This is a genomic window from Opitutia bacterium ISCC 52 (genome assembly GCA_014529675.2).
In the GTDB taxonomy this organism is placed as follows: Bacteria; Verrucomicrobiota; Verrucomicrobiia; order Opitutales; family UBA2995; genus UBA2995.
The window spans coordinates 1,540,991-1,564,690 of the sequence record CP076040.1 but is presented as its reverse complement, the minus strand read 5'-3'; the positions used below and the strand labels follow the sequence as shown (position 1 = coordinate 1,564,690).

The window sequence follows — 23,700 nt, the reverse complement described above, 5'->3', positions numbered from 1 at the left end:
ACGTTAAGGTCTAATAGGCCCTGTCACATCCCACTGGACGCCGCGAGTCGTCGTCTTAAGAACTCCTCCCACTCCTCCATAATACAAGGTCGGTGGGTCTGTTTTCGCATCAAAAATTAGCGTCCAAGCCATGTTGGACCAACGGAGTCCGGCTGTCACAAACGTATCCGCTTTATCGGTACTTACAAACACACCTGCTCTCGTACCTACATAGACATGCCCTGGATTTGCTGGATCGATGGCCATCGATTCAATATGCTCCATCAGAGGATTTTTTCCTCTCGCCCAGGTCTTCCCACCATCTTCGGATCGATAAACACCGCGAGGCTGAGTACCTGCATAAACGATATCCGGGTTCGATGGATCGAGCGCTATCGCTCGCACATCGACATCGAAGAGCCCTTCAGGATCAGCCGACCAATTTTTTCCACCGTCCGTTGTTTTATATACTCCATGCCAGGTGCCTGCATAGATGACATCGGAGTCACGAGGATCCATAGCCATCGAACGAATGACCTTGTCGATTAGACCATGATTGATCTCTCTCCAGGAATCGCCGCCATTAAGCGTTTTAAAGACCCCTCCTCCGTCGGTCCCAGCATAGACAATATTATCATTCTTGGGGTGGATGAGCATCGCTCGAATTTCAGGGTAAGTAATTCCCAAATTCACTTCGTCCCAAGAATCGCCCCCATCGGAAGACTTGTAGACTCCCACTTTATGAGTGCCTGCATAAACGATGGAAGGATTCTTCTGACCGACGACTATCGCTCGAGGAGAATAAGTATCGAGTCCTACGGTCGGCCAGTTGTCTTTTCCTCCGATGGTTGATTTACACAAGCCTTTGGCAGCTCCTGCGTACAAAATCATTGGATTGGTCGGGTGCAGACCTATGGCTTGGGTTTCTCCGTGCCCGGGAGAGCCCATTTGCGCAGATAAGTTGTTACTCATCAGAATCGATGAAAATAACAGGAGAAACAATTTCCAATAGCTACTTTCTGGCATGGTTCTTTTGTCAAACGACTTTAACCACAGATTTGATCTGATCGGCAGCAAGCTACCTCCTACATTCAAATAGCCGAATCGAGGAGTAGGAGGTAGCTTGCTGCCGAATGGAATTCTTAGTCCTTCCATGGAAAATCGTAACTGGGTTTGTTCTTATAACGGTCCAAAGAAAGCTTAATTGAAACACCTGCTCCGGGTCCCAAGTCGAGAGTCAACGCCTGCCCATCGATCACTTCCTTGGCTCCATCACCTATCTGAATCGATTTGATCTGATGCTCCCCGTAGGTGCCTCCCTGAATCATCAAGTGCCTGCGTTCGAACTGATTGAGATTGCTGATGTCAATCTGAACCCAATCAGCCTCGATACGTGATACAAGAACCGCTACATCCTGAGGGAGCCCTGCCCGTTTGTTTTTCGGATCAAAATATCGAACCTGGGCATGGAGCATCTCACCCCGTTTATGAATGGGCATTCCGCCAATCGTTAAGCGGACCAAATTGTCCATGCGAACGGGATCGTGATTAATCCATTTATTATCAACAAAGGTTTCCGGATCACCGTTTTCCTCCCGGATGGTGTTCATCCTATCTGCCACAAAGCGAAAATCCTTTTGGAATGCTTCAACGGGATAATCCGGATTCCTGCCGCGCACGAAATAAGCCCAGCCCAAATCAGGGTCACTGATGTGGCCGCTTCGTTTTAGCTCTGCCTCTGCCAAACGCTCGATGTTATTCCAATCATCGTCGTCATGATAAAGGTACCAAAGATTCACATAGGGATAAGGTATTTCAGAAGAGAAGTTATACCAACCCCGTTGGTCATGGCGAATCGGCATTACATACCTGCCGTTTTCCAGTTTACCTTCTTTGCGCATGACCGCCATCTGGCTTCGGGGCAATTCTCCATAGCTTGTGTCCCCGGTCATCAGTGTAGCAACCTTGGCAGAAGTTAAGGTCGCGTAAACAACATCCGTTCCACCGCGCGGCCATACCCAACCATAGTAGCCACCCCACCAGTAACCGGTGTATTCACCGATCTTTCCAGAGAGCCCCACATTGTCGGGAGTAATGCCACCATTCTCTTTGGTTAAGCGTTCCCATGTGCCCACATAATCCTTGACCCATTGAACGTATTTTTCCTCACCCGTATAAAGGTAGGCATTGGCGATTAAAGCGGTCGCCGCTAGGTTGATGGGGACATCACCTTTAGCCATGCGATCGCTCATCGCTTTAACCAACAGTGCAAATTGATCGTTATCCGGGTGATCATTGATCCAAGCTGTTGAAGCGTCCACGCCTGGGATATCAAAGAAGGGTAACGGGTAGTAAGTGAGATTGGCATTGGTAGGAATCCAGTCGCGTTTCACCCACTCCATTTTTGGGCCTCTGCTCCCGTTCATGACAGACCGAATGATTTTATGCTCAGGATCCCAATTGGGAGATTCAGGATCCTCACCCGTATACATCGCAGCGAACCTCACCGATCGATCGATGAATTTACTATCGTCAGGCTCCACCATCCCCATCGGATAAAGTGAAATATATCCCTCTCCGTGGTGCATCCAATCCCAGTTCGAATCAAACTCCCGGTAGATTTGCCCGTACCGTGCGAACTGCTTGGTAATACCTTCCCACACGTAGCGGTGTCGCCGGTCGATCTCTTTAGAGCCACCGAGCGCGGTTAATAATGAATACCCGCGAAACGCTTCATAGGCATCGTCGGACGAATTCATCCCACCCTCATAACGTTCCTTCCACTCTAAAGTGCCATCTTCCAATACATAAGTATCATAAAACTCGATACCGGCTTGATTGAGCGTATCGATCAGCTGCCGCTCATAGAGTGCCCAAGTAGGCGGCTCTTTTTGTTCATCTACCTGAAAGGCAGGTACCTCAGCTGCGGACAGAGAACTGATAACATGCAAAACCGTCACCGCAATTGCGGTGACGGCAAAGCATATAGAACTACAATACAAACGCTTTATGTACAATTTAACTTAGAACTTAAAAGTATTAGAAAGGTAGACAGTGCGTGGATTCGGAATTCGAATTACAGCCACTTGACCATCGGGATTAGTTTTCACTGGAATGTCATCACTTTCACCCACCAGGTTTCTGATATTGAGCCGGATGCTCCAATCAATTTTGTCATCCCAGATACGTTGTCCATAAGTGAACCACAGGTCCCCACTAAACAGACCGTCATCAAAATATGGGCGTGTTACGTCAGGAACAGGCACTCCGCTTTCGGGCTCGAGTTGAAATACATAACCGGTAGCTGCTTCATCTTCCCAACGGAAGGCTCCACCAATACCGAATCCATCCAGGCGACCTTCAGTGAACTCATAATTGGTTACACCGGTAATACGCCACTCACGTTGTTCGTTCGAAGCGGTATTATCCAAAGCTTTGGCACCGCGGATAGGCGCGAGCAATCCGCCCAACAGTGAAACTTCATAGGCTTCTGAGTCAGCTCCCAAGGATCCATCTTGTTCGGTTTCTCCGAGTCGAGCTGATTGAACAGCAGACACATAATCTTCTGCAAGCCCTGCCAAAATCGTGGCGGTATTCGACTGAACCGTTTCCTGCTGACTGATATTCATCATCATGCGCCAGTTCGGAGTGAAATTAGCTACGAGCTCAACTTCGAATCCTTCTGCGACACGATCCTGAGTAGACTGAACGTTGGGGATGCTGTCTGTTTCATAACGATCCCACTCCCCGTCTCCGTCATCATCAACAGGTCTAGGATTAGCAACAGAAGCGAGTTCGGAAGGAATGGTAGCCAATGAAGCGGCATAAAACTCTTCGAAGCTCTGATGCGGATAACTTTCTAGAGGACCTTCTACCCAAGTTAGCTCGTCTGCCCAAGTGAATCCTCCTTGCTGAGCATCGCGGTACGCATTGATTCGACCAACCACATGGTTCGCGAAGTTTGTTGTAAGTGCAGGATCTGTATTAGAATTCGCTAATCTCGTTTCGAACCAGTTAAACTTGATCGCATACTTGTTGTCATCCGAGGAAATTTGAAATCCATATTCCTCAGTCGTACCAGTAGGCTGACCGATAGGAACTCCCAGCGGACTATTACGAAGGCCAATCGGGTTGAAATTCTCGGATTCTGCATAATGCACTTGGAGATTAAATGGAAGCTCTCCAAATAAGACTTCTGGATAACGACCGACTACACTCCAAGTGGTTGTATCCCCGGTTTCTTCCAAAGAAGGCGTATTGGAAAGTCGTGCGTAATCCGGATTGTGCGTCAGGTCTGGCAGTCTCTGCGAAAACCCAACTTCAGTTGCATTGGCACGGGCAAAGCTCTTGGTGTCATCTTCGCGCCAGCCATAAAGACCTACAATGTGATCGTCCAAGAAGTAACCCTGCCAAGCGAAAGCTTTCGCTTCGATGCTGTTTTGGCTGATGTTTTCGTCCTGCAAGTAGCTAGTCGTATAAATAGTACCGGTTTTAAGACTGCGGTCTCTAATACCGTTGCTATTTGCATTACTCGCGGGAGTGGTATCCACATATAAATACTCAAAGGTATCTCCCACTTGTGGTCTTGGAAAATCAATGGGATAAAGGCGAACATCATCCATGGACTGAACTCCAATAAGAGAGTCACTGGTAAATACTGTGAGATTGGTATTTCTGCGACCTCCACCCAGTTGGTGTTGCATAGCTGAATTCATAGAGAACTCATCACTGCCCGTCGCGTCTCTGTTGGTCCACCAATGACGGTCCTTGGTATGGTCGTTGTAGAGGCCGGTAAAAGTGTGTCGCCCCAACATTCCAAGAAACCCGTCGTTCTCTGTTAAATCAAGTTTGGCAAAAGCCGTGACCCGAAATGTTTCACGATCAATTTGCTCAAATTGTTGTTGAGTTCCCGCGTTAGCGGTAAATGCACGACCCAGATTTGGGTTAGGCTGACCATTGATCAAGTGGGTGGAATTCATGACATAAATATCATACTCTCCACGACTACTATGCTGGAGTCCTCCCGAAAAGATGAAGTCCTGATAAGTATCGTAACTTTGTTCGTCGTAAGCAATTTCGATACCGGCATTATTGTTAAAGAAATTTTGTTCCAATGCTAAATTCATTACATCAAAATCACGAATCGCCAGGTCCAATCCGTTGGTATACATCTTGTTTCGGTAATCGAATACATCTGTGTTCCTTAAGGTAGGAACCGCAAAACCGATAGCATAAGATTCGGCATAAGGACTATTGGTAGCAAATTCCCGAAAATCATTAACCCCAGTGTCGCCTGGTAATCCAGCAGCCAACGGACTACCTGCTAATCCTGTGCTGTCTATGGTATCACCCTGGCTAGCTCTCCATGGGATCAAGGACGTGTAACCTTGAATGTTTGATCCAGGAATACCTACATTCGCAGGAGCGCCTTTTCCGGGGTAATAAATCGCATTGTGGCGAAAATTACTGGGGTGAACATTGGTACCAACGGCGGCTTCACTACTTCCCACAGAACCAATATGAAGTGGATCATCGTGGAGAGCTTGAAACTCCCAGGTTCCTCCATCGCCAGGAGCACGAGCGTTTGCGGCGGGCACTGAACCTGTATACTGTGAAATCGAAGAGGGAGTAGGTTCGAACCAACCATGGTATGCAACAGATGGAGGAATAACCTCCACCGGTGAACCTGAGCGCTCACCTCTTTCGTAATTGGCTCTAAAAATGGTGGCATCCAGAAAGTCGCTCGCTTCATTCTCAGATAAGACGACATTCAGTGCAGCGTATACGCGATGTTGGTCCTCGTGCGCTGGCTCCTGCTTGTATTCTTGGCTTTCCTCTAAAAGTGCAACGCGCAAGGAGACCCGATCTTCGACTATTACTTTGTTATAATCAACTTCTGCGCGCCAACTGCCGTAGTTATCAAAACGGATTCCCAGTTCACCAAAGTTGTTATTGTGAATGGCTTGCTTTGTCGCGTTATTGATCACACCACCAGGACTACCAATACCAAAAAGTAGTGAATTGGGTCCACGGCTGACAGTTACCCGCTCAGTGTTGTAACTATCAAAAGCGATATCCGTCAGAAAATATCCTCGAGTCAAATCAGCGGCACCTAGCCCACGAATACGTTGGTTACGTTGGGGATTAGTTCTCGAGTCATTATCAACAAAACGACTTCGGTTGCTGGCCTGGGCTCCACTAAAGTTTCCCTGAAAGCCGCCGACTTCCGTATTACTTGTATAAGACAAGAGCGTTTGAGCATCGGTAGCGGATATATCATCCATGAATTCAGAGGTAACCACCGAGATAGCAGCACCTAGATCTTTCAGGTCGGTTTTAATCCGCGTTCCAGCGAGCGTACTGGTAGCCAAGTAACCCTGAGTTTCTTCTTCATCAATCTGGAACAGACTCAGATTGTAGACATCATCGTCTTCTTGAGCGGATGCAAAGGGCATCACGATCACGCAAAAAAGCGGCAGTACATAGGCAAGCGCTTTGCTCGCTTTATGGAGTATCGTTTTCATAAGTAGGAGTTTGTTTTGGGTACGTCGGACCTTGTTTGAGAGGTCGGGGTAAGCTTTGTTGTAGAAATTCGAGGTAGAATTGGGGATGATCACTTTCTAAAATCTAACGTTCGGAGCGAATCTCAAGGCACCATCTGCTAAACACGTTTAACAACTGATTCTATCCGTATCGACCTACCAAGGAAGGATTATACAATACACACAGAACCATGGTTCCACAGGAGCATTTTGAGAGTATCCTGCCTCATTTCCTAAAAACATTTAGCTCCGGATATTATAAAATACCCGGAGCTAAATTAACTTAATAGACTATAAACGAGACTAGAACTTAAAGGTGCTTGAAAGATAAACCGTGCGAGGATTGGGGATACGAATAACAGCCACTTGTCCGTCCGGATTGGTTCTGACCGGAATGTTTCCACTCTCACCGACCAAGTTGCGGATGTTCAACTGTAGGCGCCAGTCTACCTTATCATCCCAAATCATGGTGTTGTAGGTAAACCAAAGATCTCCACTGAACAGTCCATCATCGTAATAGGGACGATTGACATCCGGAAGCGGGGCACCGGTCTCGGGATCCACACTGAATACGTAGCCGGTTGCTGCTTCGTCTTCCCAGCGGACGGCACCACCAACTCCCCAGCCTTCTAGTGCTCCTTCCCGGAATTGATAGGTGCTTACTCCGGTAAAGCGCCATTCGCGCTGTTCGTTGGATACGGTTCCGTCAAGAGCTCTGGCTTGAACAATCGGACCTCTGATACCTCTTCCGAGATTAATGCTGTAAGTCTCTTCATCCCGTTGGAAGGCTCCATCCTCTTGGAGTTCATCCATACGGCTGGCCTCGATAGCGGCAACGTATTCCTGTGTAAGTTGAGCCATGACGGGAGCGGTATTAGAAAATACCGTCTCTTGCTGTCCGATGTTGGCCATCAAACGCCAGGACGCGGTTGGATTGGCCACAAATTCGATTTCAAAACCTTCGGCCTTTTGATCCCGGGTTGAACGAAGGTTGGGAATGGAATCAAATTGATATTCATCCCACATCCCATCTCCGTCGTTATCCACCTGCTGGGGACTGACAATGTCTCTCAATACTGAAGGTATGGAATTCAAAGTGGCGCTATACCATTGATCGTAGGTTTGAATAGGGTGTCCCGCCGGATCTGCGCCTCCGGGAAGGCGTATCAAGTGCTCATTCCAATCGATGCCACTTTGCTCACCGTCGCGGTGTTCGTTGATTCGGTTGAACACGTGATTAGCCAAGTTGAAATTAACCCCGGCGTTGACGTTCGCTAGTTGGGTTTCAAACCAGTTTAATTTAATCACATATCGGTTGTCTTTCGAACTGAACTGGAAGCCATATTCTTCGGTAGTGCCAGTGGGTTGACCAATGGTTTCACCCAACGCATTATTGCGCAGTCCGATCGGATTGAAATTCTCCGATGTGGCCCAGTGGACTTGAAAATCAAAGGGCATCTCCCCTAACAGATTTTCGGGCAGGCGGCCTACGACACTCCAGGTTTGGGTGTCGCCGTCTTCCACCAGTGCTGGAGTAGAAGAGAGTTTTGTGAATTCTGGATTATATTCCCCTATAGAGGTATATTGACTGGCGCTCGCTTCAGATGCCGGGTTTCTGGCAAAACTTTCCGTATCGTCTTCGCGGTATCCATACATGGCCACGATGGTGTCGTCCAGGAAGTAACCCTGCCAGGCAAGTGCCTTGGCTTCAATGTTGGTCTGGTTGATGTTTTCATTAAATAACATGCGGTTAATAAACACTTCGTTGGTGTGAATCATGCGGTCTCCTGCTCCCGTTGTATCCACCCAGGCGTAATTATAGCTTAATCCTGGTTCATACATTACAAAATCGATGGGGTGAAGTCGCACATCATCCATGGACTGGACGCCAATCAATGACTGCTCACTGGTGTAGGCCATAATGTTAACATTTCGCCGGCCGTGTCTTAGTCCTTGAGAGCCGGCCTGCTGAGTGGAATTCATATCGATCTCATTACTATCCCCTTGATCCTTTGTGTTCCGCATAAACGTATCCAGGGAGTAATCGTTGTAGAGTCCGGTCCAGCGGTGACGTCCCAACCAACCCAAGAAACCGTCGTTTTCTGATAGATCGACCTCGCCAAAGGCGGTGATACGAAAGGTTTCCCGATCACTCCAATTATAAAACTGTTGTGGAGCTCGAACCCGAGTGTAGGCCCGGCCAAGATTTGGATTGAGCTGTCCATTGGTCAGGTAAACTGAGTTGTGCACATAAATATCGTAGGGTCCGGCTGAACTGGTACCGTTACCACCTGAAAAAGGGAAATTCTCATGGGTAAAATAAGATTGTTCGTCAAAAGCGACTTCAATACCGGCCTTCCCATCAAAGAAGCTCTGTTCCAGTGCGATATTTAAGGCGTCAAATTCACGGACAACATTGTCCAGTCCATTACTGTACATGTGGTTGTAGAAATCGAACACATCGCGATTCTGCAGGGTGGGAGCCACGAAACCCGTCGCATAGCCCTCAGCATAAGGGCTGACCGTATGCCAGTCCCGAAAACCGCCCACCGGTGTGTCATCCGGGAGGCCCTGAGCAACCGGGGTGCCCACTAGGCCAGTGCTGGCCAGTGTGTCTCGACTCGGGCTCCACGGAATCAAGCCGTTATAGCCGCCCAGGCCAAGACCGCCACCTACATCTGGAACGGTTGCCCCGCGGGTGGTGTAACTGATTCCCACGTGACGGAAAATGGTCGGGTGCACATTGGTAAATACCTTGGATTCATCATTTTGGGTTACCAGGGGATTATCATGAAGAGCCTGAAACTGCCACGTGCCCCCTTCGCTGGGCGAAATCACCCACGGATCGGCCTCCACACCAGTGTATTGAGAAATATTCGAAGAAATCGGCTCAAACCAGTTATGGTAGGCCACGGTAGGTGGAATGACTTCCAGGGGAGAACCTTCCTGTTCGCCGTCTTCATAATTGACCCGGAAACGCGTCAGATTGCCGTTACCTTCAGCAATAATCCAGTCCAGGGCCGCATAGATGCGAGACTGATCCTCGTAGGCAGGTTGTTGTTTAAATTCCATACTCTCTTCAAGCATGGCGACCCTGAGAGACAGCTTATCTTCAATCAGAGGTTTATTATAATCGAAACTCAGGCGCCAGCTACCATAATTGTCGAGCCGAACACCAATTTCACCAAACTCTTCTCCGTGCAAGGCTTGTTTGGTGGCGTTGTTGATGACCCCGCCCGGACTACCAATACCAAAGAGCAAAGAATTGGGGCCACGACTGACGGTGACCCGTTCGGTATTGTAGGTGTCAAAAGGAATGTCGGAGAGGAAGAATCCGCGGGTTAAGTCAGCGGATCCGAGACCACGAATCCGTTGGTTTCGTTGGGGATTGACTCTTTCATCGGTCAGGTAAATGCGGGACTGTCGCTGTTCCGAGCCACCGGCAAAATTACCTTGGTATCCTCCCACTTCCGTTCCCAGGGTGTAGGACAGGAGCGTTTGGGCATCCGTGGCCGATACGTCGTCCATGAATTCTTCGGTCACCACTGAAATCGCGGAGCCTAAATCTTTTAAGTCCGTCTTGATACGAGTACCAGCGAGCGTACTGGTAGCCAAGTAACCCTGAACTTCAGATTCATCGATCTGGAACTGGCTCAAGGTGTATACATCCTCTTCGTCTTCATTTTGAGCCAGCAACGGTTGACTAATAACAGCGCAGGACAAAACGAGTACAAAGAGTATTCTAATATAATCTTTTGGGTGTATTGCTTTCATAAGTAGAAGTTTGCTTTTAACCCCGCGGAGCGTTAAGAAAACTGCATAGAAATCGTCTAAGAGGTAGTGCGGGGCTTTAATTCTAAGTTCGTTAACTAAAATCGTTCTCTCACGGAAAACCACAAGAGGCCATCTGCTAAACGCGTTTAGCAAAATAAATTCTGCCAATTAAAATTTATCATCCAAATCTTAGGCATTCAACGCGTTTAGCAGCATTTAAATCGTTCGATACGGCCTTTTGATCCACAGTGATGATCTGAAAACACCCCATGGCCCTTCAATGAAACGCCCAAATATTCTTTGGTACTGTACTGACCAACAACGCTTTGATACCATCGGCGCACTAGGAAATGTGCATGTGAAAACTCCCACCTTGGATCAGCTCGTTCGAGATGGCGTTTCATTTACCAACACCTATTGCCAAAGCCCCATTTGCACACCGAGCCGAGCCAGCCTGATGACTGGCTTCTATCCGAGTCGAACGAGAAATACACGGAACGGGAACGACACATTCCCCGAAGATATTCCACTCATCTCCAAGCTGATTGCGGATGCGGGTTATGCCTGTGGCTTGATTGGAAAATTCCACCTGGTCAGCGCTGGCCGAAGGCCTGAACCGCGACTGAATGATGGATTCACTTACTGGCAACACTCCCATGCCCCACGTGATGATTGGCCCGAAGGCGCTCATCAATACGCAGACTGGGTTCGCGAGCAGGGACAGAGTTTGGATGAGATGAGAAATTCACCAGAACGCGTCCGTCCCGAATACCATCAAGCGAAATGGGCCTCGGACTGCGCCATCGACTATATTTCTCAGGATCATGGAAAGCCATGGATGCTAAACATCAATGTCTACGATCCTCACCCACCCTTCATTCCACCAGCCGAGTATGACGCCCAGTTCGATCCGGAAGATATGCCCGGCCCTTACTTTAAGGAATCCGATATCAAGAACCAGAAAGCCTTGGAAAAAGTAGATTTCCAGGGAGAGGTTCGATCCCCCGAAGAACATCAGGCCAAATCAGCTCAGGCTAAATACTATGCGATGATCGCCCAGATCGACGATCAGTTTGCCCGGATACTCAAAGCCCTCGACGAAACAGGCCAACGGGAAAACACGGTCATCATTTTCACATCGGATCACGGCGAAACATTAGGCGATCATGGTCTTATGTTCAAAGGGTGTCGCTTTTACGAAGGACTCGTGAAGGTTCCGCTTATTTTCTCCTGTCCAAATCAATTTAACAGCAACAAGCAGTGCTCAGGACTTGTAGAACTCCTGGACCTCTCAGCAACTTTGCTAGAATTAGCTGGATTAGAGATCCCAGACTATCACAAGGGAAAGAGTTTGATGCCCTATCTAAAAAGCGATGACACGGGCGCTCAGATACGAAGCCATGCCCGCTGCGAATATTTTGATGCCTTGGATCCTTATTTTACCGGTGGCAGTGGAGCCTTTGCTACCATGCACCGAAACGAGCGCTACAAGTTGGTCGTCTACCACGACCATGGATTAGGTGAACTCTTTGACCTGGAAACAGATCCCTGGGAATTCAATAATTTATGGGATGACACGAACTACGAATCCATTAAGAACCAATTAATTTTGGAGAGTTTCAATAGTCACGTAAACCTCACCACTAATGTGGGATCTAAACGAATCGCACCCATGTGACATTTTAAATGGGTCTTAAGAGGCTGGTATTTGATAGATACTAAAAGGCAGAAATTGGAAATGAGCTAACCACATCCTCGAGAAGCATTAACAATCCGGAAATCCGGCTCAACTTCAACCTGTTACCCTACCCCTTAATTCGCTTGGAAGTTTCAAAAGTTGCATTCACAGGTATGTTCTATTGAATTGGAAGTAAATCACTCCTTCAGTCTCCTTATTTTCAGCCAAATACCCCTATGAGCAAGAAATCACTCCAGAATAGCTCCAAAAAAAGCCCCACTTTTGCGGACATAGCCGAAGCCGCTGGTGTCTGCAAAGCAACCGTGTCACTTGCACTGAGAAATAATTCACGGATACCGGCCATCACACGAGAACGCATCCAGAAGATAGCCCAGAGAATGGGCTACCGGAATAATCCACTGGTTAATGCAAATATGGCGCGGGTTCGAAGGTCGAAAGAGTGGAAAAGCTCCATGCCCACTATAGGGCTGCTCTCTACTTTTTATGATGAACAGCGTGAAGACAAACGCGTGGAATGGCACATCGGCAGTCGATTCCATGAAGGCTGTAAGCGACGCGCCTCAGACCTCGGCTTTGATTTTGATTTTCTGGAATTCGATTTAGCCTATTATTCGAATGAACGTATTCAACAAGTCCTATTAAACCGTCAAATTTCTGGCCTGGTACTCGCACCCATGCGATTCTCAGATACGCCATTAAAACTAGACTGGTCTCCGTTTGCAGTCGCCTCAATCGGATTCTCCGATCCCTTGGGAAACATACCCAGCGTATTCTACGATAATTTTCGGTGCATGCAGGACATCCTCGATTTCTTAAGCGAGCGCGGCTACAAACGCCCAGGCTTCATCACCGACTCTGAAAACGAGACAAGAGGCGGTCACCTTTGGAACGCAGGTTTCCTGGAATATCAAAATAGGCTCATCAAAGAAAAAGACCGCGTACCCATTTTACACATACATAAACCCGAGCTACTGTTTGAAAAACCGGATTACGAAGCCATGCACGTATGGCACAAACAATACAAGCCGGATGTCATCATCACCTTTCGCTCCAAAATCTTAGATTACTTCACGAGCCTGGGTTACAAAGTTCCAGATGAATTTGGCTACATGGTTTTGAACTGGTCATCACGCACCGATGGTTGTTCTGGCTATCGCCAATGCCACGAAGAAATGGCAGAGGTAGCAACTAACATTGTGTCGGAACGTTTGTATAACAACGAACGTGGTGAGCTGACTAAACCACGAACGACAGTACTTCGTGGCGACTTCGTCGAAGGGTTTACGATTAGGTAGATTTATGGATGTAGCACAGGCATCTTGCCTGTGTAGTGGAACAAGGATTTTGTTTCGCAATCGATTGGGTTGGATTTCCTGACCAAACTAAAGCTCATCGGAAGCGTTAGTTTGCGGAACATACACAGGCAAGATGCCTGTGCTACTCTAGAAATCCCATAACAGGCACTTTTCCACAATCGCTAATCGGTGAGTTCATCATACCCGCGAGCTCTTTCTGCGGCTCTGATGGGATCTAGATGTCGAGCTTGACGACTGATTGACGAGGGAGCGCATGTATTTGCGTGAGTGGGATCGTCGTTTTGATACGAAATACTCCGGTGCCAGAGCAAGCTTCCGTCTCCCCGATTGAAAGCAAGTAGTCCTCGCTCAGCTCCGTCTTCAGTTGCGCAAGTAACAAATATCCGATCTTCAAAAACGATGGGAGATGAGTTTCCAGGTGCAGGTAAGTCTACCTCCCAAAGAATATTTTCGTCGGCCGACCATTGCTTTGGAAACCCAACTTCCCGGACAACGCCATCCAGACCATTGCTGCGCCACTCGGGCCAATCACTGGGAAAGGCCTTGACCGTGCTTAACAGACTTAAAAGACTTACCAGCACTATTAAATTTTTCGAAGCGCATTTCGTATTCACGACTTTCCGATACAATAAAGCGTATCGTCTCCACGGTAATAAATCAGGCCATCAATCACGACCGGTGTTGCATCCGTCGTCCCCCGTATCTCATTTTCGGATACTTCAACATACTTATCTCCATCAGCCTTAATAACCTTAGTCACCCCACCGCGCAAAGTCAGATAAATATGCCCTCCCGCAACAAATGGGGATGCCTGAACATCTTCTTTGAAACGCTCTCTCCAAACCACTATACCATTCTTTGCATCTACACAGGAGAATTCGCCTCGGTTGGTAGTACCATAAATATGGTCCTTATAAAAAACCATCGAAGAGATGTAAGTATTGACCCGATTCTTCCAGATCACCTCTTTCTTCCGCAAATCAATTGCTGTGGATCCCGACTGAGGCCATCCCCCGTTTACGTAAAGGTAACGGCGATTAATCAAAGGTGTTCCGACGGTAACATTAGATCCCGCATCCATCTCCCAATCTTTTTTCCCAGTTTCAGGGTCGTAGACTACCACCTTTTCCAAACCCGTGGTTACGAGACGGTCTTTTCCTTGAACACTAAATAAGCGAGGAGTGGAGTAACTATGCAAACCGGACTTGTTCGCTTCATTGCGTCGGGTCTGCCAGAGTTTTTTGCCTGAATTAATATCGTAGGCGACAATCATCTGGTTCGGCTCCATGTCGTTCATAACAATCACCTTGTCCTTGTAAACTACAGGACTGGTTCCGGTACCAAACTGAGATTGAACTTTAACTACTTCCGCATCCCACAGTTTTTTACCATCTAAGGTAAAACCGGCCAACCAAAGCGCATCCTTGAGCCCAAAAAGCGTGGTGATCACTTCACCATTGGTAGCTGCTGATCCTGAAGCGTGCGTGTTGTTTTTATGCAAATTCTCGAGCGGCTCCCCCCAGAACGCGATTCGCTCCCACAATTGCTTACCTGTCTTTTGGTCATAGCAGTGCAGGAAAAACTTATCTGTCTGGGGGTCAGCGGCTGTCAGGTAAATCTTTCCATCCACAATCACGGGTGAAGAACTCCCCGAACCATGAATTTTAGATTTCCAAATCACATTCTTGGTTTCAGACCATTCTGTGACCGGTGCTTTACCAGTGATGACGCCCTGCCCATCTGCAGATCCACGCCATTGCGTCCAGTCCGCAGAAGCGAGCTGGCTGGCTAAAATGAGTGATGTGAACACGATTCCACGCATAAACATAGCACTTTCCTAAAAATGCTTTTTGAAAAAAGCAACTCACAGTAAGAAACAAAAAATGAGCTTGATATGGCCAAATTTTACAAATTTACGCCAATCGCGCATTGTATTCCAGGCCACGCCTGACCTAGTGTTTGGTCAATGACATCAAGAGCTACCCGACTTCTAATTACCCTGTGTTTGCTGGGGCTATCAACCTCATCCATCAGCCTGAAAGCCGCGTCAGACCGCGATAATTCACCCAATATCGTCCTATTTTTCGTAGATGACATGGGATACGCCGATATTGGCCCGTTTGGTGCCCGCGACTACCCGACTCCCCATTTGGACGCTCTGGCGGATAGCGGCAGACGATTCACTGATTTTCACGTGAGTGCCCCGGTTTGTTCGGCCTCCAGAGCAGCCTTGATGACAGGAGTTCTCAACGTCCGCTTGGGTATCAACGGCGCCTACAGCCCTAAGGCCATCGAAGGGCTCAATCCCAACGAAATGACCATTGCTGAGCTCGTGAAGCAAAAAGGCTATGCTACAGCGGCGTATGGCAAATGGCACCTCGGACATAACCCAAAGTTTTTACCCACAAGCCAAGGGTTCGATGAATACGAAGGCATCCCCTACTCAAACGACATGTGGCCCCAACACCCTAGATACGCACACCTGGCTCCCGATGACCCTGAGCGCTTCAAAGTCTATAAACGCCTCCCTTTCGTGAAGGACGAGGAGGTAGTAAACCCAGACCTCCAACCCGAGGATCAAGCCTTGCTCACCCGTTGGGCCACGGAATCAGCCCTCAAGTTTATCGATAAAAACCACGAGCAGCCCTTCTTTATCTATATGCCCTACTCCATGGTCCACGTGCCCATCTTCGCCAGCGACCGGTTTCTGGGAAAAAGCGGAGCCGGACTCTTCGGTGATGTAGTCATGGAACTGGACTGGTCAGTCGGCGAAGTCATCAAGTCCCTTGAGAATCATGGCATCCGAGAAGACACACTCGTTATTTTCACAACCGATAATGGCCATTGGGCCTCCTATGGAGATCATGCGGGTTCCGCTGGCATCTACCGCGGCTTCAAACACACCAACTGGGAAGGCGGAAACCGGGTTCCTGCCCTCATGAGCTGGCCGGGGCGTATCCCCGCCAACACGAATTGCGACGCTCTCAGCTCAACCGTAGATATACTTCCGACCATCGCCAAGCTAATCGGTGCCGAGCTACCTGCTCACAAAATTGACGGAAAAGATATTCGCAGCCTCATGTTCCTCCAAGGGAGCAATGCAACACCCCATGAGTTCTTTCCCTTTTATGGAAGAGGTGAGCTTCAAGCAATACGCTCCGAAAGTTGGAAATTGGTTTTCCCACACAGATATAGCGCACTCAATGGACGCCCAGGCGGTAAAGATGGTTTCCCTGTTAAGTACGACTCAAACACGGCTGAACTGGCCCTTTACAATATGGATGCCGACCCAGCAGAAACCACCGATGTCAAAGACCAGTATCCTGGAATCTTCAAACAACTCTCTGCCGCCGCGGACCGTTACCGCGAAGAGCTAGGCGACAAGCTAACGAAAACCACTGGCAATAATCTACGCACCCCAGGCAAACTGAGTCCTAACGAAAAACGACTCGAGTGGTGAATCTGTTGAGCAGATAAAAAATTAACCACGAATGGACACCAATTGACACGAATTTTTCTAACAGCTCTATCTTAAACTATTAAAGGAGAAACCACTTTACGAAAATAAAAGGAGAAATAAACGTATCTTACGGTTTCCCAGTTCCTTAACTTATTCGTGTTCATTCGTGCCCATTCGTGGTTAACTCCTTAAATTCTTTATGACCGATAGCTCAAACAAACCCCACATCAGCTTCTGGCTCGTCGCTGTTCTTGCATTAATCTGGAATCTGATGGGTGTCATCAATTTCTTCGGCCAGATGAGTCCTAAAATGGTCGCTTCGATGGCAGAATCGCACCAAGCCATCATTAACGGTCGCCCAATCTGGGGAACCATCTCATTTGCGTTGGCCGTGTTTGGCGGAGCCATTGGTTGCATTCTACTTATGATGCGGAAAGCCGCAGCGCTGTATTTATTCGTGGCCTCTCTTCTAGGCGTAATGATTCACCTGATACCAAATTTTAATCTCGCGGGAAAAGTACAGTTCTCCGCTGGCGAACTCCTTATGATGATGGTCATACCATTGGTAGTCGCCGCTTTCCTGGCCTGGTACGCCAGCCAATCCCAGAACAAGGGTTGGATTAAGTAGCAATTTGCCTCAGTTAGCGGAAAACTTCTCATCCAATAATAAATTGGATCAACGAGGCCGAAAATCGCTATCCAGGTTTATTTGCAAGAAAGACTGCCCTCACGGGTGCCGGGTAGCCCTCGATGGTTTTTGTCTGATCGTTGGGATCCAGGAAATGAGGCAAGGACTCGAAAGTCATCCAATCGGTCGATCGTTGTTCATCTATGGATGTAGGCGTAACATCGATACAACGAACTTTTTCCCAGCCCGATTGAGTGAGTGTGGCCTCAAGCGTCGCCACCGATGGAATATACCACACATTCCTCATTTTGGCGTAGCGACCTTCTGGAACGAGTACTGCGCCCTTTTGGCCTTCGATCACGAGCGTTTCCAAAATCAGCTCACCTCCGGGTCGAATGTAGTTCTGTAACTGTCGAAGAAAGGCATCTGGATTACGTCGATGATACAATACGCCCATAGAAAATACCGCATCGAAATGGGGTAACACATCTGGCAGGTCTTCCCAACCCAATGGAAGCACCCAAGCTGGCAACACTTCAGGCTCAAAGTGTTTAATCGCCCAGAATTGCATGACAAATAACAGGAAAGGATCAATGCCCACGGCCAGCTTGGCACCAGCTCCCAGCATGCGGTAGAGGTAGTAGCCATTCCCACAACCAATATCTAAAACCGTTCTACCTATTAAGGGAGCTATTTCATCTTTGAGACGATCCCATTTCCAATCGGAGCGCCACTCGGTATCGATATCGACCCCTCCCAGGTGCATCGGCCCTTTTCTCCAGGGATGAAAGGTCCTCAGCGTAGACTCAGCTATAGACGAATCACATAAACCCTCGAGTTTGAGCTCAGCAGCAAGTTCTATTTTTTGGCAGTTAAATCCGGGCAATGAATCGAGCGCTTTCAACCACCCTTCTAGATGTCCGTCATTAGATTCGAAGAGCTTGGGCTGGATTTGCTTTTCCAGTGTAGGACGCCAATCCGCTAATGGTGAATCACGCAACGAATCCAGGAATGAACTGTAGTTGGGCTGGCTCATGACACGACTAACTGAAGTCGGCACTGCAGGGATCCGGCTTCTTTAAAATACGGCGAGACATGTGCAGTGGCCCTATCCATCTCAGGTTGATTTGAATCCTACTGTTCATTTGCAAGCAGAAGAACGTTCCTCAATTTTGTCTATCGCCCATCTAGCATGTTCAGCCACCATCTCATCCTCTGATTGAGCGAGAGGTTGAAGGGCTTTCAGATCTTTACTCGTTCCGATATTGCCTAACACCACACAGACATTTCGTTTCCAGCGTGGCAGCTTAAGTCGCTTTATAGGCGTCCTTTGAAAGTGCTCTGTGAAGGTTTCTTCATCCCAAGCCAAGGTCTCGGCCAGGTCAGGCAGGCCAGGAAATAGAAATCGAGCTTCCCGAGTCTTTTGCGCCCAACGATTCCAGGGGCAGACATCCAGGCAATCATCGCATCCATAGACTCGATCACCGATGGCTTCACGATACTCCATAGGAATAGACCCCTGATGCTCAATGGTCAGGTAGGAAATACATTTTGTGGCGTCCAGTTTGTAAGGAGCAGGAAAGGCATTGGTTGGGCAGATATCCAAACATCGGGTACAGGATCCGCAATGGTTATTCTCTACTGAATCTTCCTTCAAATCCAAGGTAGTTACTATCGCCCCTAAAAACATAAACGTTCCAAACTTTCGGTGAAGTAAGAGCGTGCTTTTTCCCACCCATCCCAGGCCGGCTTCAGCGGCGATCGGTTTCTCGAGAACGGGCCCTGTATCGACATAGGGCTTCTGAGCCCCTCCCTGTTCACGCATCCAACTGCACAATCGCTTTAGGCGTTTATACATAATTTTGTGGTAGTCCTTGCCTAAAGCGTATTTGGCAATCGTCCCACGCATCTCTGGCGCATCTTGGTAATAATTCAAACCCACCACCACAATGGACCGAGCTTCAGGTAAGATATTTCGAGGCTCAAGACGGCGGTCATTATTCCGCTCCATCCATTCCATCGTCCCATGCTGTTTTTCCTCAATCCACTTTAGATAATAGTCCCGATGCAGCTCCACATCCACCGACGAAAAACCGCAGACATCAAACCCCAATTCAAGGGCTTGCTCTCTGCATTGTGCGGTAAGCGCTGCGGTGGAGTCCATAAGTTAACAAAAATAGATTTGGATTAAGATCAGGATCAGAACCAGGATCAAGATTAGGTTTCATTCCCACGCGACCCTCGTCTCTCGCCCCCGTCCCTCACCCCTCCAAAATAAGGTTGCCAAAGTAAGGTCAAAATCCATGGTCTCCCGAGCCTGCTATAAATTCCCAGGCGTTGCACCGAAGCAATAAAGCACTGAATTTCCATGAAAACTGTAATCGTTTATTCCGGAGGCTTGGACTCGACCGTCCTCCTCTATCACTTGAAGAAAGCCGAGGCATCGGTCTTTTCATTGTCCGTGAACTACGGTCAACGCCACAGCAAAGAGTTGGAATGCGCTCAGATCCATACGGATCTTCTTGGGATCGAACATCGCGAGGTAGATCTTAGCTCCATCAATCAACTTCTTGAAGGATCAAACCTGACGGACAGTTCCATAGCGATTCCTCATGGTCACTACGAAGAGGACAACATGAAGTCTACCGTAGTTCCTAACAGGAATATGATTCTATTGTCCCTCGCAACTGCTTGGGCGGTCTCCAAAAAAGCGGACAGCGTTTCCTATGCCGCACACTCGGGAGATCATGCCATTTACCCCGACTGCCGGAATGAATTCGCGGAAGCTCTGGATAAAGCGATCCGGTTAGCCGATTGGCAGGAAGTCTATTTAAACCGACCCTTCGTTGATATTACTAAAGCTGACATCGTAAAACTCGGCTCTGAGCTCAATGTTCCTTTTGAACAAACCTGGTCCTGCTATGAAGGACAAGAAGTGCACTGCGGTCGTTGCGGTACTTGTATTGAACGCAGAGAAGCATTTCACCTGGCCGGCGTGGAAGATCCAACTGAATACAGCACTGAGGCACCTACTCTTGATGTCATGATCAGCAACGATTGGAGATTAAAGTAGGATGAAATCTTTACCGATCTATGAAACGTTTTACTCCTGGCAGGGAGAAGGCTGCCACATGGGAAAGTCCGCATTTTTCATCCGACTTTTTGGCTGCCCCATTAAATGCCCCTGGTGCGATTCTGCAGGAACCTGGCATCCTGATTTCGTACCCGAGACCATTGAAAAAATCAGTGTTGAAGCCTTAGTGGCTCAGGCCAAGGAACATCAGCCTGCCATCGTGGTTATCACAGGCGGCGAACCTTGTATTCATGATTTGACCGAGTTAACCCACGCCCTCCAAACCGCAGGCCTCAAGGTCAACCTGGAAACTGCTGGGGCTTATCCCATCCGAGGATCCTTTGACTGGATTACATTGAGTCCCAAAGAGTGGGAACATCCACTGGACGAAAACCTGGCGCTCGCTCATGAATTCAAGGTGATCGTAGATAAGGCAGAAACGATCGAGTTCTGGGAAGCCACACTGGGGGACCAACTTTCTAAACGTCCGGTCTGGCTCAATCCTGAATGGTCGCAACGTGCCGATCCACTCATCTTGAGGACCATTAATTCGACAGTTAAGAATAGTCAATACGACTATCGAGCCGGCTACCAACTGCATAAGCTCTTTGCAGTCGACGAGGAAGACTCACGCAGCAAACCGACCACAGAACTTCGCTTGTCACCGAACGACACCTGATAGTAGTCCTGCGACCTCCAACAGGCTAAACTAAAGAAGCCTACTTCTTGTACTCAGCCGTAATATTGGAGTGAATACCACCACGACCGGTCCAGATGGTTTCGATCTTCATCCATCTTGGCGAACAGAGACCAACCAGATCATCTAGAATCTTGTTTGTAACGGCCTCATAGTAAATCCCTTCATTGCGGAACCCCTGAAGATATTCTTTGTAAGTCTTCAGCTCAATGCACTTCTCGTCAGCAATGTAGGTGAGCTTAATTTTGCCGAAGTCAGGATGTCCGGTAACTGGACATACCGAAGTGAATTCTTCAGCAACGTGTTGGATTACGAAATCACGGTCTGGTTTTGGATTATCAAATATGTCGATGTTCATAATGAAGAAATAAGAGTATTATTGAATGAGCATACAATCCCCAAACGAAAAGAAACGATACTTTTCACGGATGGCTTCTGAATAAGCTTCCTGAACAAAGGACTGTCCGGCAAAGCTACTCACAAGCATAATGAGCGTACTTTTTGGTAAATGAAAATTTGTCAGCAGTGCATCCACGAACTTCCAACGGTATCCTGGGTAAATAAAGATTTCGGTATCCGATACTTGAGGAGTCAATAGACCCGCTTCGTTCGCAGAACTCTCGAGCACTCGAACGGAAGTCGTACCCACCGCAATCACTCTTCGCCCGGCCTGCTTAGCTTCATTTAAGCGAGACGCTACCTCTGAGCTTAATTCATAATGCTCAGAATGCATAACGTGATCTTCGAGTTTATCCGCTTTAACGTCTTGAAAAGTGCCGCGGCCGACATGCAGGGTTACCTTCTCCACCGTCACTCCTTTTTCTTCCAATGCTTTAAAAACTTCGGGCGTAAAATGAAGACCCGCGGTGGGCGCTGCGCTACTTCCAGGGTCACGCGCATAGACCGTTTGATACTGCTCTCGGGTGGCGGTAGATTGATTAATATAGGGCGGAATCGGGGCATGTCCGATGCGATCCAGGTGAAGTTGAAGTTCACTGGGAGAACAATTAAACTGAAGCAAGCGGCAACCATCCTCCTCCAGCCCAACCACTTCAGCCTGTAGTTGGTCATCGAATACCACCGATCTCCCAACTTGGAATTTCTTCCCAGGCTTCGCCATGACCCGTTGAGTCCCATGGACGGATTCGTTCAACAGGAGAACTTCTACTTTTCCTGATCCGACTTCGGGAATAGTGCCAAACAATCTGGCAGGCACCACCTTGGTATCGTTAATAACCAACACATCACCCGCTTGAAGACACTCAGGCAAGTGGTAGAACCGCTTATGATAGATGGAGTTCGTCGCCCGACCCAAAGCCATCATCCGCGAATGGTCTCGAGGAACAACAGGATCTTGTGCAATCAACTCTTGAGGAAGCACGAAATCGTAATCGGCAGTTTCCATATCAGGCATTTCCCGAACTATACTTCTCGATGAAGTTGGCTTTGAATTTCGCAAAGCGACCCTCGTCAATACTCTGACGAATTCCCTTCATCAGATTCCCATAAAAGGACAGGTTGTGCAAAGTTGCGAGACGGCCGCCTAAAGATTCATTTACATGAAAGAGGTGGCGCAGGTATCCGCGAGTATACTTTTTGCTCACGGGATGGTCGTTCTCTTCATCGATGAGCTGGTCCGAATCTTTCCACTTGGCCGCGTTTAAGTTCACATCGCCGTAAGTGGTGAATACTTTTCCGTGTCGCCCATTTCGTGTCGGTAAAACACAGTCAAACATGTCTATACCCAGCTCAACCGCATTGAGAATGTCTAGTGGCGTACCGACCCCCATCAAGTAGCGAGGACGGTCCTTGGGCAGATGTGGCATCGAGGGTAAGATAGCTTCGTGCGTTCGAGTAAAATCAACCACCACTCCACCAACCGCATAACCTGGCAAATCCAGGTCAGCTAAAATCTTCGCGGACTCGGAGCGTAGGTCTTCAAAGAAGGAACCTTGCCCGATCCCAAAGAGATACATGGATTCATCGGCCCCCGTGTCTTGCCAGTGCTTCTTGCATCGCGCAGCCCAACGCATACTGCGCTCCATGGACGCTTTGGCATTGTCATAGCTACAGGGATAATCCGTGCACTCATCAAGAGCCATCGCGACATCAATCCCCAGCGAACGCTGGATATCGATCACGCTTTCTGGAGTCAGGGTGATAGGGCTCCCATCTAAATGCGATTTGAAGGTAATTCCTTCTTCTGTGATCTGATTCATTTTCGCAAGGGACCATGCTTGAAATCCACCAGAATCAGTTAAGATCGGACCATCCCACCCCATGAACTTAGCAAGGCCACCAAAGGCCTTCACACGCTCTTCACCGGGTCGCACATGCAAGTGGTAGGTATTGGACAGGATCAGCTCAAACCCGAGGTCACGGACCTCCATAGCTTCTACGCCCCCTTTGATCGCTCCTACGGTTGCGATAGGCATGAAAAATGGAGTTTGAACATCTCCATGAAAGGAATGAAAAACGCCGCGACGCGCATCCCCGTCCTGCCTCAACAATGTATAACTTTTGTCGGGCATA

General features: G+C 48.3%; 17 protein-coding genes. 6 read left to right on the top strand and 11 right to left on the bottom strand.

Going from position 1 to position 23,700, the window contains the following annotated elements:
- Positions 1 to 3: 3 nt before the first annotated feature.
- The 4 genes from GA003_06800 to GA003_06785 form a co-directional block, all read right to left on the bottom strand.
- The gene (locus GA003_06800) at positions 4 to 1,005 is read right to left on the bottom strand and encodes a hypothetical protein (GenBank protein ID QXD29673.1); all 1,002 of its coding nucleotides are present in this window, start codon (positions 1,003 to 1,005) and stop codon (positions 4 to 6) included.
- A 116-nt stretch (positions 1,006 to 1,121) separates the two neighbouring features.
- A complete protein-coding gene (locus GA003_06795; GenBank protein ID QXD29672.1) occupies positions 1,122 to 2,996 on the bottom strand; it encodes a hypothetical protein in 1,875 nt (624 codons plus the stop codon).
- 6 nt (positions 2,997 to 3,002) lie between these two features.
- Positions 3,003 to 6,503: a TonB-dependent receptor plug domain-containing protein gene (locus tag GA003_06790; GenBank protein ID QXD29671.1), complete on the bottom strand. Its 3,501-nt coding sequence runs from the start codon at positions 6,501 to 6,503 to the stop codon at positions 3,003 to 3,005.
- A gap of 321 nt (positions 6,504 to 6,824) precedes the next feature.
- On the bottom strand, positions 6,825 to 10,295 hold the full coding sequence (locus tag GA003_06785) for a TonB-dependent receptor plug domain-containing protein (GenBank protein ID QXD29670.1): 3,471 nt from the start codon (positions 10,293 to 10,295) through the stop codon (positions 6,825 to 6,827).
- Between the two features lie 280 nt (positions 10,296 to 10,575).
- Here GA003_06785 and GA003_06780 point away from each other — a divergent pair, with 280 nt between their 5' ends.
- Both GA003_06780 and GA003_06775 read left to right on the top strand, forming a co-directional pair.
- Positions 10,576 to 11,973 (top strand): sulfatase-like hydrolase/transferase, encoded by a 1,398-nt coding sequence (locus tag GA003_06780; GenBank protein QXD29669.1) that lies wholly within the window; start codon positions 10,576 to 10,578, stop codon positions 11,971 to 11,973.
- 236 nt (positions 11,974 to 12,209) lie between these two features.
- Positions 12,210 to 13,289, top strand: a complete 1,080-nt coding sequence (locus tag GA003_06775; protein ID QXD29668.1) for a LacI family transcriptional regulator — start codon at positions 12,210 to 12,212, stop codon at positions 13,287 to 13,289.
- 182 nt (positions 13,290 to 13,471) lie between these two features.
- Here GA003_06775 and GA003_06770 read toward each other — a convergent pair whose 3' ends face one another.
- Together GA003_06770 and GA003_06765 are read right to left on the bottom strand one after the other, a co-directional pair.
- Positions 13,472 to 13,924 (bottom strand): PQQ-like beta-propeller repeat protein, encoded by a 453-nt coding sequence (locus GA003_06770; GenBank protein QXD29667.1) that lies wholly within the window; start codon positions 13,922 to 13,924, stop codon positions 13,472 to 13,474.
- Positions 13,921 to 15,132 (bottom strand): PQQ-binding-like beta-propeller repeat protein, encoded by a 1,212-nt coding sequence (locus GA003_06765; GenBank protein ID QXD29666.1) that lies wholly within the window; start codon positions 15,130 to 15,132, stop codon positions 13,921 to 13,923. Before GA003_06765 ends, GA003_06770 begins: the two co-directional genes overlap by 4 nt.
- Positions 15,133 to 15,276: 144 nt before the next feature.
- Here GA003_06765 and GA003_06760 point away from each other — a divergent pair, with 144 nt between their 5' ends.
- Both GA003_06760 and GA003_06755 read left to right on the top strand, forming a co-directional pair.
- Entirely contained in the window at positions 15,277 to 16,770 is a 1,494-nt protein-coding gene (locus GA003_06760; GenBank protein QXD29665.1) for a sulfatase, read from the top strand.
- A 199-nt stretch (positions 16,771 to 16,969) separates the two neighbouring features.
- The gene (locus GA003_06755) at positions 16,970 to 17,398 is read left to right on the top strand and encodes a hypothetical protein (GenBank protein QXD29664.1); all 429 of its coding nucleotides are present in this window, start codon (positions 16,970 to 16,972) and stop codon (positions 17,396 to 17,398) included.
- Between the two features lie 67 nt (positions 17,399 to 17,465).
- On the opposite strand, the gene cmoB is transcribed toward GA003_06755, so the two are convergent.
- Together cmoB and queG are read right to left on the bottom strand one after the other, a co-directional pair.
- Entirely contained in the window at positions 17,466 to 18,434 is a 969-nt protein-coding gene (gene cmoB, locus GA003_06750) for a tRNA 5-methoxyuridine(34)/uridine 5-oxyacetic acid(34) synthase CmoB (GenBank protein ID QXD29663.1), read from the bottom strand.
- Positions 18,435 to 18,539: 105 nt separating this feature from the next.
- Positions 18,540 to 19,562: a tRNA epoxyqueuosine(34) reductase QueG gene (queG, locus tag GA003_06745; protein ID QXD29662.1), complete on the bottom strand. Its 1,023-nt coding sequence runs from the start codon at positions 19,560 to 19,562 to the stop codon at positions 18,540 to 18,542.
- Between the two features lie 204 nt (positions 19,563 to 19,766).
- Here queG and queC point away from each other — a divergent pair, with 204 nt between their 5' ends.
- Together queC and GA003_06735 are read left to right on the top strand one after the other, a co-directional pair.
- Complete coding sequence (gene queC / locus GA003_06740) at positions 19,767 to 20,471, top strand: 7-cyano-7-deazaguanine synthase QueC (protein QXD29661.1); 705 nt, start codon at positions 19,767 to 19,769, stop codon at positions 20,469 to 20,471.
- A gap of 1 nt (position 20,472) precedes the next feature.
- Positions 20,473 to 21,150, top strand: a complete 678-nt coding sequence (locus GA003_06735; protein QXD29660.1) for a 7-carboxy-7-deazaguanine synthase QueE — start codon at positions 20,473 to 20,475, stop codon at positions 21,148 to 21,150.
- A 40-nt stretch (positions 21,151 to 21,190) separates the two neighbouring features.
- On the opposite strand, the gene queF is transcribed toward GA003_06735, so the two are convergent.
- The 3 genes from queF to tgt are packed head-to-tail and all read right to left on the bottom strand — an operon-like array spanning position 21,191 to position 23,699.
- The gene (gene queF, locus GA003_06730; protein QXD29659.1) at positions 21,191 to 21,526 is read right to left on the bottom strand and encodes a preQ(1) synthase; all 336 of its coding nucleotides are present in this window, start codon (positions 21,524 to 21,526) and stop codon (positions 21,191 to 21,193) included.
- Between the two features lie 18 nt (positions 21,527 to 21,544).
- Positions 21,545 to 22,573 (bottom strand): tRNA preQ1(34) S-adenosylmethionine ribosyltransferase-isomerase QueA, encoded by a 1,029-nt coding sequence (queA, locus tag GA003_06725; protein ID QXD29658.1) that lies wholly within the window; start codon positions 22,571 to 22,573, stop codon positions 21,545 to 21,547.
- 1 nt (position 22,574) lies between these two features.
- Positions 22,575 to 23,699 carry a tRNA guanosine(34) transglycosylase Tgt gene (tgt, locus tag GA003_06720; protein ID QXD29657.1) on the bottom strand — a complete coding sequence of 375 codons (1,125 nt, stop codon included), beginning with the start codon at positions 23,697 to 23,699 and terminating at the stop codon, positions 22,575 to 22,577.
- Between the last annotated feature and the right edge of the window lies 1 nt (position 23,700).